General features: G+C 68.6%; 12 protein-coding genes. 9 read left to right on the top strand and 3 right to left on the bottom strand.

Annotation, left to right across the window (positions count from 1 at the left end; all coding sequences use genetic code 11):
- The first annotated feature begins 95 nt into the window (after positions 1-95).
- The 8 genes from EDD41_RS03880 (at position 96) to EDD41_RS03850 (ending at position 7137) form a co-directional block, all read left to right on the top strand.
- Positions 96-410 (top strand): hypothetical protein, encoded by a 315-nt coding sequence (locus tag EDD41_RS03880; RefSeq protein WP_123575022.1) that lies wholly within the window; start codon positions 96-98, stop codon positions 408-410.
- A 142-nt stretch (positions 411-552) separates the two neighbouring features.
- Positions 553-639 (top strand): putative leader peptide, encoded by an 87-nt coding sequence (locus tag EDD41_RS18095; protein WP_367618387.1) that lies wholly within the window; start codon positions 553-555, stop codon positions 637-639.
- 136 nt (positions 640-775) lie between these two features.
- The gene (locus EDD41_RS03875; RefSeq protein ID WP_123575021.1) at positions 776-2464 is read left to right on the top strand and encodes a nitrite/sulfite reductase; all 1689 of its coding nucleotides are present in this window, start codon (positions 776-778) and stop codon (positions 2462-2464) included.
- Positions 2461-3249: a phosphoadenylyl-sulfate reductase gene (locus tag EDD41_RS03870; RefSeq protein WP_123575020.1), complete on the top strand. Its 789-nt coding sequence runs from the start codon at positions 2461-2463 to the stop codon at positions 3247-3249. The genes EDD41_RS03875 and EDD41_RS03870 overlap by 4 nt, the downstream gene beginning before the upstream one ends.
- Entirely contained in the window at positions 3231-4142 is a 912-nt protein-coding gene (cysD, locus tag EDD41_RS03865) for a sulfate adenylyltransferase subunit CysD (protein WP_123575019.1), read from the top strand. Before EDD41_RS03870 ends, cysD begins: the two co-directional genes overlap by 19 nt.
- A complete protein-coding gene (locus tag EDD41_RS03860) occupies positions 4142-5503 on the top strand; it encodes a sulfate adenylyltransferase subunit 1 (RefSeq protein WP_123575018.1) in 1362 nt (453 codons plus the stop codon). Before cysD ends, EDD41_RS03860 begins: the two co-directional genes overlap by 1 nt.
- Positions 5504-5536: 33 nt before the next feature.
- Entirely contained in the window at positions 5537-6469 is a 933-nt protein-coding gene (locus EDD41_RS03855) for a sulfite exporter TauE/SafE family protein (protein ID WP_123575017.1), read from the top strand.
- The gene (locus EDD41_RS03850) at positions 6466-7137 is read left to right on the top strand and encodes a sirohydrochlorin chelatase (protein WP_123575016.1); all 672 of its coding nucleotides are present in this window, start codon (positions 6466-6468) and stop codon (positions 7135-7137) included. The genes EDD41_RS03855 and EDD41_RS03850 overlap by 4 nt, the downstream gene beginning before the upstream one ends.
- 370 nt (positions 7138-7507) lie before the next feature.
- Here the strand turns inward: EDD41_RS03850 and EDD41_RS03845 are convergent, their stop codons facing one another.
- Complete coding sequence (locus tag EDD41_RS03845; RefSeq protein ID WP_170165234.1) at positions 7508-8230, bottom strand: DUF2599 domain-containing protein; 723 nt, start codon at positions 8228-8230, stop codon at positions 7508-7510.
- A 10-nt stretch (positions 8231-8240) separates the two neighbouring features.
- Positions 8241-10832, bottom strand: coding sequence for an aminopeptidase N (pepN, locus tag EDD41_RS03840; protein ID WP_123575014.1), 2592 nt, complete (start codon positions 10830-10832; stop codon positions 8241-8243).
- A gap of 118 nt (positions 10833-10950) precedes the next feature.
- On the opposite strand from pepN, the gene EDD41_RS03835 reads away from it, so the two are divergent.
- Entirely contained in the window at positions 10951-11574 is a 624-nt protein-coding gene (locus tag EDD41_RS03835; RefSeq protein WP_211336578.1) for a mycothiol-dependent nitroreductase Rv2466c family protein, read from the top strand.
- A gap of 118 nt (positions 11575-11692) precedes the next feature.
- Here the strand turns inward: EDD41_RS03835 and EDD41_RS03830 are convergent, their stop codons facing one another.
- Positions 11693-13102 (bottom strand): alanine/glycine:cation symporter family protein, encoded by a 1410-nt coding sequence (locus EDD41_RS03830; protein WP_094764008.1) that lies wholly within the window; start codon positions 13100-13102, stop codon positions 11693-11695.
- Positions 13103-13275 lie beyond the last annotated feature (173 nt).

Below are 13275 nucleotides of genomic sequence, written 5' to 3'. Positions count from 1 at the left end.
GGGTGACGAACATATCAAGCAACCCTGTCACCGGTGACCGGAGATCATGGAACGTCTCCTGCCGGATCCGGCAGGCACCCGCTAGTATCAGGCGCATGAGCGCGCTCCCCTTCCTCCACGCACTGGAGTCCACCTTTCCCGGATGGCCCGAGTACACGCCCGTCAGCACCGGTCACATGCTGCTGCTCACCTTGGGAGCCCCGCTGCTGATCGGCCTGGTGATCACCGGTCTGATCGTCGGAACCTCGCGACGCAAGGAACTGCACGCGAGTTCCACCGCCGCTGGAATGTACGATCCCGAGCCGGCCGAGAGCATCGGGACCGCCCGTCCGCAGCGCGCCGTGGAGTCCGCGACGAGCGCACATGACGAGCCTCGTGGTGGCGCCACCGCAGCACTCCGCGGAGTCTGAACCCGGCGCATCTCCACACGACCTTCCGCACAGGCCCCGGACAACGATGTCCGGGGCTTTTGCATGTCACGTCTCGTGGGGTGGACTCCCAGAATTCGAGACGGGCTTGGGATTCGCGAGGCCGTGTGCTTGAATTCACGGCATGCAGAAGACCGTTGCGCTCTACCTCGTGGCCCGTCGCCACGTGGATTTGCTGCGCATCAACGGCAGCATGTGTCAGATGTCCTGATCCGCGTCTGACCCCTGCCCAGAACTGGGCACTTCGTCCGGGCGCGTGACGCCCGGGACATCTTTCTGACCCACTCCCAGACGCAGGTCCGCGTCCTGGTGCGTTGCGTGCCACCCCTTTGTAGAGGTGAGCTCCCGTGAACAACATCCAGGCGGCCCCCAGCCGCGTCCGTCCGCCCCGCGAGGGCCAGTCCAAGGGCCAGTGGGCCGTGGACGGCAAGACCCCGCTGAACCACAACGAGGAGTTCAAGGCCGAGGAGAACCCGCTGGCCGTGCGCCAGCGGATCATCGACGTATACTCCCAGCAGGGCATCGACTCCGTCCCCGAGGACGACCTGCACGGCCGCTTCCGCTGGCTGGGCATCTACACCCAGCGCAAGCCCGGCATCGACGCTCGCAGCACCAGCAAGCTGGACGCCGGACAGCTGTCCGACAAGTACTTCATGATGCGCATCCGGATCGACGGCCAGCAGCTCAACCTCGACCAGGTGCGCGTGCTAGGCAGCATCGGCACCGACTTCGCCCGCGACACCGCCGACATCTCGGACCGACAGAACGTCCAGTACCACTGGATCGCCATCGAGGACGTTCCGGAGATCTGGCGTCGGCTGGAGTCGGTGGGCCTGTCCACCACCGAGGCCTGCGGCGACACCCCGCGTGGCTTCCTGATGAGCCCCGTCGCCGGGATCAGCGCCGACGAGATCATCGACCCGACGCCCACCGCCCGCGCCATCAGCGAGCGGTGGATCGGCGACGAGCAGTTCGCCAACCTGCCCCGCAAGTTCAAGACTGCGATCACCGGGCACCCAAGCTTGGACGTGGTGCACGAGATCAACGACATCTCCTTCGTCGGCGTCGAGCACCCCGAGTTCGGGCCGGGCTACGACCTGTGGGTCGGCGGCGCGCTGTCCACCACGCCCCGCCTCGCCGAGCGCCTGGGCGTCTTCGTCCGCGCGGAGGAGGCCGTCGAGGTGTGGGCCGGCGTCTGCGGCATCTTCCGCGACTACGGCTACCGCAAGCTGCGCACCAAGGCGCGCCTGAAGTTCCTGCTCGCCGAGTGGGGTCCCGAGAAGTTCCGCCAGGTGCTGCAGGAGGAGTACTTGGGCCGTGAACTGCCCGACGGCCCCGCCCCGGCCAAGGCCGTGGGGAGTGCCGACCACGTCGGCGTCGGGGACCAGAAGGACGGCCGCAAGTACGTCGGCTTCGCCCCGACGGTGGGCCGGCTGTCCGGCACCATCCTGACCGGCGTCGCGGCCCTGGCGGAGGCCGCCGGGTCCGGCCGGATCAGCTTCACCCCACACCAGAAGTTGCTGGTCCTGGACGTGGACCCGGGCAAGGTGGAAGAGCTCGTCGCCGGGATGGAGGAGCTCGGCCTGACCGCCAAGCCGTCGCCCTTCCGCCGCGCCACGATGGCCTGCACCGGCATCGAGTACTGCAAGCTGGCCTTCGTCGAGACCAAGGGCCTGGCCGCGCGCACCATCACGGACCTGGAGCAGCGGCTGGACGACGTGGAGCTGCCGCGGCCGATCAGCCTCAACATCAACGGCTGCCCCAATTCGTGCGCCCGGATCCAGATTGCCGACATCGGGCTCAAGGGCCAGTTGGCCGGCGACGACTTCGCCTTCCAGGTGCACCTGGGCGGCGGCCTGGCCAGCCAGGAGCGCGACGAGGCCGGTCTGGGGCGCACCGTACGTGGACTGAAGATCACTGCCGATGACCTGCCCGACTACGTGGAACGCGTCACGCGCAGCTACCTCGACGGCCACCAGGGCGACGAGACCTTTGCCGAGTGGGCGCACCGAGCAGACGAGGAGGCCCTGCGATGAGCCTGTTCAGCCATGTCCTGTCCGGAGTGGAGATCGACCTCGGGGACACGCCCGAGCCCGCCACCCCGGTGGTCAGGGAGCGTCGGGAACGGCGCTCCAGCGCCGAGCTGCAACAGCTCGTCGAGCAGGCACAGCAGCGCTTCGTCGATGCACCCGCAGAGGAGCTGCTCGGGTGGGCCGCCGAGGAGTTCGGCACCGAACTGGCCGTCGCCTGCTCGATGGCCGCCGACACCATCCTGCCCGCGCTGGTCAGCCAGAGCGTCCCCGGGGTCGACGTGCTCTTCCTCGAGACCGGCTACCACTTCCCGGAGACCCTGCAGACACGCGACGAGCTGGCTCGCACCTGGCCGGTGAACATCGTCGAGGTGCTGCCGCGGATCACCGTCGCCGAGCAGGACGCCCAGTACGGCGCCAAGCTGCACGACCGTGACCCGGGGGCCTGCTGCGGGATCCGCAAGGTGGAGCCGCTGGCCCGGGCACTGCGCGGCTATGAGGCATGGGTCACCGGGATCCGCCGCGAGGACAATGCGCTGCGCGCCAATGCCCAGCTCGTCGAATGGGACCAGACCCACCAGATGGTGAAGCTCAACCCGATCGCCGCCTGGAGCTTCGACGACGTGCTGGACTTCGCCACCACCCACGGCGTGCCGGTCAACCCCCTGCTGGCCGACGGCTACCCGTCGATCGGCTGCGCCCCCTGCACGCGTCGCGTCGCCCCCGGAGAAGACCCCCGAGCCGGCCGCTGGGCCGGCCTCGCCAAGACAGAATGCGGGATCCACCTGTGAGCACCTTCAACCATCTCGATGCCCTCGAGTCCGAGGCCATCCACATCTTCCGGGAGACCACGGCGGAACTGGAGCGTCCCGTGCTGCTGTTCAGCGGCGGCAAGGACTCCGTGGTCATGCTGCACCTGGCCGCCAAGGCCTTCTGGCCGGGACCCATTCCGTTCCCGGTGATGCACGTGGACACCGGCCACAACTTCCCGGAGGTGATCGACTTCCGGGACCGGACCGTCGAGCGCCTGGGCCTGCGGCTGGTGGTCAAGTCCGTGCAGGACTACATCGACGACGGCCGCCTCACCGAGCGCCGGGACGGCACCCGCAACCCGCTGCAGACGATGCCCCTGCTGGACGGCATAGCCGAGAACCGCTTCGACGCCGTCTACGGCGGTGGACGTCGCGACGAGGAGAAGGCGCGGGCCAAGGAGCGCATCGTCAGCCTGCGCGACGAGTTCGGCCAGTGGGACCCCCGCAACCAGCGCCCCGAGCTGTGGAACCTGTACAACGCCCGGCACCGCCCCGGCGAACACGTGCGGGTCTTCCCGCTGAGCAACTGGACCGAGCTGGACGTGTGGCGCTACATCGAGCGCGAACAGATCGAGCTGCCCAGCCTGTACTACGCCCACGAACGCGAGGTCTTCGCCCGCGACGGGATGTGGCTGGCCGTGGGGCCCGTCTCCCAGCCGCGCGAGGAGGAGCAGGTCATCACCAAGCAGGTGCGTTACCGCACCGTCGGTGACATGTCCTGCACCGGCGCCGTGGAGTCCGACGCCACCGACGTCTCCGACGTCGTGGTGGAGGTTGCCGCCACCACCCTCACCGAGCGGGGCGCGACCCGCGCCGACGACCGCATCTCCGAAGCCGCCATGGAAGACCGCAAGAAGGAGGGCTACTTCTGATGAGCAGCCAGATCACCGAGAACGCCACCCTGCTTCGGCTGGCCACGGCCGGCAGCGTCGACGACGGCAAGTCCACCCTGGTGGGGCGGCTGCTCTATGACTCCAAGTCCATCCTCGCCGACCAGCTCGACGCCGTGGAGCGGGTCAGCAAGGAGCGCGGCCTGACCGGCACGGACCTCGCGCTGCTCACCGACGGCCTGCGCGCCGAACGCGAGCAGGGCATCACCATCGACGTCGCCTACCGCTACTTCGCCACCGCCGAGCGCACCTTCATCCTGGCAGACTGCCCCGGACACGTGCAGTACACCCGCAACACCGTCACGGGCGCCTCCACGGCCGACGTGCTGGTGCTGCTGGTGGACGTGCGCCGCGGCGTGCTGGAACAGACCCGGCGCCACCTCGCCGTCGCGGCCCTGCTGCGCGTGCCGCACGTCGTGGTGGCCGTCAACAAGCTGGACCTGGTGGACTTCAGCCAGGACCGCTACGACGAGGTCGCCGCGGACATCCAGCAGGTCGGCAAGGAGCTGGGCGTCGAGGGCCTGACCACCATCCCGGTCAGCGCCCTGGACGGCGACAATGTCGTGGACCGGAGCTCCCGCACCCCCTGGTACGACGGCCCCAGCCTGCTCGAGCTGCTGGTGACCATCGAGCCCCAGGCGATCCCGTCAGAGGGGTCCGGCCGCGACGAACTGCCGCTGCGTTTCGGCGTGCAGTACGTGCTGCGCCCCCAGCAGGGTGCCGTCAGCCCGGAATTCGTCGAGTACCGCGGCTACGCCGGGCAGATCGCCCAGGGCACGGCGCGGGTTGGCGACGAGGTGGTGGTGCTGCCCAGCGGGCGCCGCACCAGAATCGTGGGGATCGACATCGCCCCGGCTCCCGGCAAGGAGTCCAGCCGCACCGAGGCAAGGGCAGGGGAGTCGGTGAACCTACGGTTGGCCGACGAGATCGACATCACCCGCGGGGAACTGATCGCCGCAGCGGATGCCGCCCCGGAACCGGTGACCGAGGTGGATGCCATGGTCAGCTGGCTGGCGGACACTCCCTTGCGGATCGGCCAGCGGGTGCTGCTCAAGCACTCCACCCGTACCGTGCAGGCCATCGTCCGGGACCTGGAGGGCCGTCTGGACCTCAACACGATGACTCCCGAACCGGTGGAGCACCTGGAACTCAACGACATCGGCCGGGTGCGGCTCAAGCTGGCCTCGCCCGTGATGGCGGAGAGCTACCAGACCTCGCGGCCCGGTGGCGCCTTCCTCCTGGTCGACGCGCAGCAGGGGCTCACACTGGCCGCCGGCATGGTGAACGATCCCGCGACCCCGGGCATCGTGCATCCCCAGTCCGCCTTCAACTGGGCCATCTGACCCAGGAACCTCTTCACAGTAGGGATTGTCCCGATGAAGCAACTCATCTTCCTCGCCCTGGCCGGGCTCGTCGCTCAGTTGATCGACGGCTCGCTCGGCATGGGCTACGGCATCACCTCGACGTCGGTGCTGCTGGCCGGTGGGCTGTCGCCCGCCGTGGCCAGCGCCTCGGTCCACCTGGCCGAGCTGGGCACCAATGTCGCCTCCGGTGCCGCGCACATGAAGCTGCGCAATGTGGACTGGTGGTTGGTGCTTCGTCTGGGGATCCCCGGGGCCATCGGTTCCTTTGCCGGAGCCACGGTGCTGTCCCACCTGTCCACCGAGGCGGCTCGTCCCGTGATGGCGCTGCTGCTGGTGGGGCTCGGCGTGTTCATCCTGGGGCGCTTCACCTTTCGCCGCACCCACGTCTCCGAGGCCCGCGTGTCCCCACACGGGTCGCGTTTCCTGGCGCCCTTGGGCCTGGTTGGCGGTTTCGTGGATGCGACGGGTGGTGGTGGATGGGGGCCCATCTCCACCACCGCCTTGGTCAGTGCGGGGCGGACTGCGCCGCGCACGGTGATCGGCTCGGTGGACACTTCGGAGTTCCTTGTCTCCGTGGCTGCCTCCCTGGGCTTCGTGCTCAGCCTGGGCAGCGCGGGGGTGCGGCTCAGCTATGTCCTGGTGCTGCTGGCCGGCGGCCTGGTGGCGGCGCCGTTGGCGGCGTGGCTGGTCAGCCGGATCCCTGCGCAGATCATGGGCGGGCTGGTGGGCGGCGCCATCGTCGTCACCAACCTGGGACACGTCTTCTCCAGCTTCGACGTGCCGCAGACGGCGCGCCACCCGATCACCCTGGTGTTGCTGGCATTGTGGGCCGCTTCGGTCGTCCTGGGGATTCGTCGGCATCGCGCCGATGCGAGGGCTGCTGGCTCCGGCTCCTCGGCTCCGGACACCACCTCGGTTCCCGAGCTTGTCGAGGGGTCCCGATGAGCATCATCCTTGCCGCCCACGGCACTCACTCGGTCACCGGCCGGGCCTGCGTGGAGCGGATCCGCGAAGCGCTGTCCTGGCGGCTGGCCGAGCCGGTCCGCCTGGCCTGGGTGGATGTCTGCGGGCCGCGGCTGGCCGACGTCGTCGGCGACGGTGACCTCATCGTTCCCGCCTTCCTGGGGGAGGGGCACCATGTCCGCGTCGACATCCCGCAGGCCGCCAGCCGGGCCAGCCATGTCAGCGTGACGCCGCACCTGGGGGCGGACCTCGACGAGGACCTCGTCCTGCAGGCCTTGGCCTCCCGCGTGGAGGAGGCGGGCGGACCATGGCCCACGACCATCATCGGGTGGGCCGGATCCACCCACGCGCACAGCCGGGCTCAGGCCCGTCGTATGGCCGCGGACCTGGCCCAGCACTGGCAGGAACTGGGCGTCCGGGTGGAACTGGCGACTCCGCGGCATCTTCCCGACGAACTGGAGGCTGCCCGGCGACGAGGGGGAGCGGTGGGCGTGGCCAGCTACCTGTTGGCTCCCGGATTCTTCCAGGACCGGCTCGTGGAGGCGGGGGCGGATGCGGTGTCGGCCCCGCTGGGTGACCACCCGGCCATCATCCAGGCCTTGGTTCGCTGCCTGGACGTGGCCCGCGACGCCGCTCGGAAGGCTGCCTGAAGGGCCTACCGTTCGGTCAACCCTGCGAGAGTTGCGCATTCGGGGCGCTCCCGGCGCCAGTTCCCGCGGGGAGCCCGCTTGTCCGGGACCCAGTTTGGTGCTTGAGCCGCAACGCTCGCAGGGTTGGTTGCCCAGAGCCTTGGGTTCACGAGCTGGGCCTGGCAATTCTGGCCGTGGGAGATCCGAGCGGTCAGGCGTCGGTCAGAGTCACATCGCCCGGCCCGGAGCTGGCCCGGATCTCCAGATGGGGCTGCGCTGCTCTGCTCCCCGGGGTTGCCGCAAAACTGAGAGGAAGTCGGGGTGATTGGATCGTTCAAGCCTGATTGAGCCTCCACTGGGCTCCCAGTTTTGGGTCCCAGGCCCCCGCGTGTCAGGGATTGCAGCCGGCGGCCATCGTGTCCCACAGGTTCGAGGCATTCCGCGCGGCCTCGATGTTCCAGCTGGGCTTTGACCGGGCCACCAGACTCGCGGGGTGGCAGACAAACTGGTTTCGCAGGGAAGTCGACTCCGGGATGGCGCCGAGTTCGCGGGCCTGGGCCCAACCCTCGATCTGCAAGAGGATAAGGGGTGCCTCCCGTCCCAGTTCCGAGGGGGTGATGGTCCACCGCGGCTTGCCCTGCCACGTCTCCCGGTCCACCGACGACACCAGCCGACGTCCCACCGGCGCCGTGATCCGCACGGGTGCCGCGGAGTTCAAGGCCTTGCCGTCCACGGCGACCGCTCGCAGCCGGCCGCGGTCGGTGACCCACTGGCCGGTCACCGGCGAGGCCGGGCCCAGGCGCACCGTCGGGGCACCGACCAGCAACAGGAAGTGACCGGCGCCATCCCGGACGACCACAGCGCCTCCCTCGGTGCGCACGACGTCGGACTCCCGCGCGTCCAGCCCCAGCAGCGACTCCTTCGTGGTCACGGTACGGGTGCTGCCATCGCGCACGGCCAGTGTCACCAACGGAGCGCTCGACGGGGAGCGGAGCGTGGACGCGCTCGACGGGGCACTCGGCGTCGGGGCGACGGCATCCTGGCCAGGAGCGGCGCACCCCGCCAGCAGCCCGACGGCGGCCGGCCAGGCCAGCCGCCGTCGGGTCAGCCGCATCGCACGGACCTCAGAATGCGGCGGTCTGGCAGCGCAGGGCGCGACGGGCGGCATCGGCCTGCTCCAGCAGCACGCGTCGGACCCCGGCGGAGGTCTTCTCGTCGGCCACCAGGGCGTCCACCCTGCCCAGGAAGGCCTCGTCGGCCACCGGGACGGAGGGGAAGAGGTAGAGCAGGGCGTTCTGGCTGGCAGCGTGGCCACGGGTGGCCCAGATGCCTTCGGCGGCGCTGATCGTGCGGCACAGGTCCAGGTAACGCTCGGCGTAGGGGGCCAAGAGCTCGGCCTGGGTCTCGGACCAGAAGGCACGGCAGATCTTCTGCTGCGTGGCATTGGGGACCTCGGGGTCCTCGGTGGCCAGTCGCCAGGCCTCGGCCTTGGCCGCCGCGGTGGCCAGCGAGGCGCGGGCGGCGGCGGCCCATTCGCTGCCAGAGATGGTCTTGTCCTTGGCTGCTTCGCCGTCGATCGTCGCCGTGTCCACCGCGCCCATCTCGGCCAGCGCACACAGGATCCGCCAGCGCATGTCGGCATCGATCTCCAGGCCCTCGGGAACCTCCTGCCCGTCAAGCCATGCCTTCAGCAGCTCGGCGGCGGCGGCGGAGCGAGCCACGGAGACGATGCCATTGGCGAAGCTCAGCTGGTGGTCGCTGCCCGGCTTGGCCGCCTTGAGCAGACCCGCGAATCCGGCGGTCAGGCGGCCGCGGCTGGCATCGCGCCGGGCATCGGACACGTAGGCCAGCCCGGCGGTGGTGGCTTGGGCGCGCAGGGTGGCGACGGCCTGCGGATCGGTCTCGGAACCGATGCCGGCCAGCACCAGGGCGACATAGTCCTCGGCGGGCATCTCCGCGTCGCGGCACATGTCCCAGGTGGCTGCCCAACAGACGGCGCGGGCCAGCGGGTCCTCGATCTGGTGGATGTGGCCGGTCAGGGTGGCCAGCGAGCGCTCGTCCAGCCGGACCTTGGCGTAGGTCAGGTCGCGGTGGTTCAGCAGCACCAGGTCACCCCGCTCGACGCCGTTGAGGGCCTCGATAGGGGTCCTTTCGCCATCGACGTCCACCTCCAGCTCGTGGGTGCAGCGCAGCACGTCGTCGTCGAAGGCGAAGATGGCGATCGCCATCCGATGGGTGCGCAGGGTCGGGTGCTGGGGATCGGCGGACTGCACGACGTCGAAGCGGGTGAAGCGGCCGGTCTCGTCGAGGTCGAAGTCTGCCCGCAGGGTGTTGGGTCCGGTGGTCTCCAGCCACTGCTGGGAGAACTTGGACAGGTCACGTCCGGAGCTCTTCTCCAGCGCACCGAGCAGGTCGGACAGCTGGGTGTTGCCGAAGGCGTGCTCGGTGAAGTAGGCCTTCACGCCATCGAGGAAGGGGCCCTCGCCGACGAAGGCGACCAACTGCTTCAGCACCGAGGCGCCCTTGGCGTAGGTGATGCCGTCGAAGTTCTGCTCCACCGCCACCAGGTCCACCATGTCGGCGGCGATCGGGTGCGTGGTGGGCAGCTGGTCCTGGCGGTAGGCCCACGCCTTGCGTCCACTGCAGAAGCCGACCCACGGGTCGGAGCCGCCGTCGGCCTGATGGATCTTGGCCAGGCTGAAGTGGCTTGCCCACTCGGCGAAGGACTCGTTGAGCCACAGGTCGTCCCACCAGGTCATGGTGACCAGGTCACCGAACCACATGTGGGCCAGCTCGTGCAGGATCGTGTTGTCACGAGCCTCGTACATCTCCTGCCCGACGCGGGAACGGAAGAGGTACTCGTCGCGGAAGGTCACGCAGCCGGCATTCTCCATGGCGCCGGCATTGAACTCGGGCACGAAGATCTGGTCATAGCTGCCGAAGGGGTACAGGTAGCCGAAGCACTCCTCGTAGACGTCGAAGCCGCGCTGCGTGGTGTGCATGATGCGCTCGTCGTCCAGGTATTCCTTCATGGACTGCCGACACATCACGGAGGCGGGGATCTCGCCGGCCTTCGACGTGATGGTGTGCTCGACGCGGTGGTACTCGCCGGCCACCAGCGCCGTGATGTAGGTGCTCATCCGCAGCGTGGGCTCGAACTCCCAGATGCCCAGGCCATTGGCGCCCTCCTGTGGTTCGACGGCCAGTGCATTGGTGACCACCTGCCAGTGCTTGGGGGCGATCACGTTCAGCTGGAAGGTGGCCTTCTGGTCCGGCTGTTCGAAGTTGGCGTACATCCGCCGGGCGTCGGCGGACTCGAACTGGCTGTACAGGTAGACCTTGCCGTCCGCCGGGTCGACGAAGCGGTGCAGACCCTCTCCGGTGTGGGAGTAGCGGCACAGGGCGACGATCACCATCTTGTGCTGGCCGGCCTCGGTGGTGAAGGGGAGCTTGCCGTCTGCGAAGGCTGACGTGTCCACCTCGTGCTCGTCGTCGATCCAGGCCTCGAGCACTTCGTCGGCAATAAGGTCGACGTGGGAGGTGCCGCCGGTGGAGGTGAAGGTGATCTCACTGGTGGACAGGAAGGTGTCCGGGTCAGCCAGCGGCTCGCCCTCCAGATTGAGGCCGGACAGGTCGACGGTGACCAGGTAGTGCTCCGCGGTGATGATGCGGGACCGCTCCTGGGCACTGGCGCGGGTGATGTTTGCGGGCGTCATCTAGATGCCTTTCTGCGGCGAGATGGGGGATCGCTCGGACCTGTCGAGCCTATACCGGCGTGTGGCCGCAACCCGTGATTGATGTTGTCTGCGGGGGTGGTGCACATACGCTGGACGCATGATGACGAGTGTTGACTTCTGGTTCGATCCCCTGTGTCCATGGGCATGGATGACCTCTCGCTGGATGTTGGAGGTGGAGAAGGTGCGCGACGTGAACACCACCTTCCACGTGATGAGCCTCTCGGTGCTCAATGACGGGCGTGACCTGCCGGAGGAGTACGTGGAGCACATGCGCGAGGGCTGGGTCGGTGTGCGCGCCGCCCTCCTGGTGGAGCAGCAGTACGGCAGCGAGCAGCTCCGCGAGTTCTACACCGCGCTGGGCACCCGCTATCACCTGGGCAAGGAGCCCAAGACCATCGAGACGGTGCGCGCCGCCCTGGCCGAGCTGGGCCTGGACGAGGCAATCGCCGACAAGGCCGACGCGTGGAAGCCGGGCGACGAGCCCGACGAGCTGGATGTCGCCCTGCGCACGAGCCACCACGAGGGCATGGATCCCGTCGGCGACGAGGTGGGCACCCCGGTGATCCACATCAACGGCAAGGCTCTGTTCGGACCCGTGATCAGCCCGGCTCCCAAGGGGGAGCAGGCCGGCCGCCTGTTCGACGGTTTCGCCCTGGTCACCGAGTATGACGGCTTCTACGAGCTGAAGCGCACCCGCACCGTGGGCCCGATCTTCGACTGACCCCACCTGCACACGCAATGAGCGCGTCCTGCACCACAGTCGGTGCAGGACGCGCTCACTCTTGGACCCAGGCTTGCGATCGTCGAACAATCTCCGACGGTGGCCGGGCCTGTCGAGGTCACCGAACCTGGTGGAGCGCCTCCGTGCCTTTGAGGGTGGACACCTCGGGCTCGTGGTGCAGTGTCGGGTCCGCGGCCAGATAGGCCCTCGTCTCACGGGCGATCAGGCCGGAGCAGATCAGCAGGCCCACCAGGTTCGGCAGGGCCATCAGGCCGTTGGCGATGTCGGAGAAGGTCCACACCGTCGACAGCTCGGTCGTGGCGCCGACGAAGACGATGGCGCTGAAGATGAGGCGGTAGGGCAGCACGCCCTTGATGCCCACCAGCCGCTCCACATTGCGCTCGCCGTAGTAGGCCCAGCCGAGCACCGTCGAGTAGGCGAAGAAGATCAGGGCCAGTGCGACGATGATGCCGCCGGCGGTGCCGGGCAGGCCCGTGCTGAAGCCCTGTGCGGTCAGGGCGGCGCCGGTCTTGCCGGAGGTCCACACGCCAGTGGTGAGGATCACCAGGCCGGTCATGGACACGACAATGATGGTGTCGATGAAGGTCTGGGTCATGGAGACCAGGCCCTGGCGGACCGGGTGCTTGGTCTTGGCGGCGGCGGCGACGATGGCGGCCGAGCCCATGCCGGACTCATTGGAGAAGACGCCACGGGCGATGCCGAACTGGATCGCCTGTGCCATGGCGGCGCCCGCGAAGCCACCGGCCGCTGCGGTGCCGGTGAAGGCGTCGGTGAAGACCAGCTGCAGGGCCGGGAGGATGCCGCGGAAGTTGATGGCCAGCACCACGAAGCCGGCTGCCACGTAGAAGATGATCATCAGGGGGACGAAGGCGCTGGTCACCTTGGAGATCGACTTGATGCCACCGAGGAGCACAAGTGCGGTCATCAGTGCGAGCACGACGCCGACGATCGTCGGGCTGACGCCGAAGGTGTCGTGCATGGCGGCTGCAACGGAGTTGGACTGGGTCATGTTGCCGATGCCGAAGCTGGCCACGACGGCGGCGATGGCAAAGAAGAGGGCCAGGAACTTGCCCAGTCCGCCGGGGATGGCGCGCTGCAGGTAGTACTGCGGGCCACCGGAGACCTCACCCTTGGCGTCCTTGCTGCGGAAGCGCACGCCCATGAAGGCCTCGGAGTACTTCGCCGCCATGCCGAAGATGGCGGAGAACCACATCCAGAACAGGGCGCCGGGCCCACCCAGGTGGATGGCGGTGGCGACGCCCGCGATGTTGCCGACGCCCACCGTAGCGGCCAGGGCCGTGGCGAGGGCCTGGTAATGCGAGACGTCACCGTCCTCGTGGTCGGCGTCGCTGCGCCGCAGCAGGGCAAGGGACAGGGCGGGTGCGAGCTTGGTGAACTGCACGCCCCGTAGGCGCACGGTGAGCACGATGCCCGTAGCGAGAAGCAGGGGGATGAGCAGGAAGGGGCCCCAGATGATGCCATCCAGGGTGGTGAGGAAGTCGTCCACGGGAGCACTCCTGTGTGTTCGGGTCGGGCGTTTGTGTTCGGGCCGGGCGTTCGCTGCACTCAATCGTGAAAAATGTCACAAATCAAGCCCCTGGTGCCGAATTTCCTCCCCCCGCCTCCGTCCTGCGTCAGCCGAGGCCAGGCGAAATATGTCGGTGGGCTGCGGCAGGATGT

The sequence above is a fragment of the Luteococcus japonicus genome, assembly GCF_003752415.1.
GTDB classification, from domain to species: domain Bacteria; phylum Actinomycetota; class Actinomycetes; order Propionibacteriales; family Propionibacteriaceae; genus Luteococcus; species Luteococcus japonicus.
This window is presented reverse-complemented; position numbering and strand designations above follow the sequence as displayed.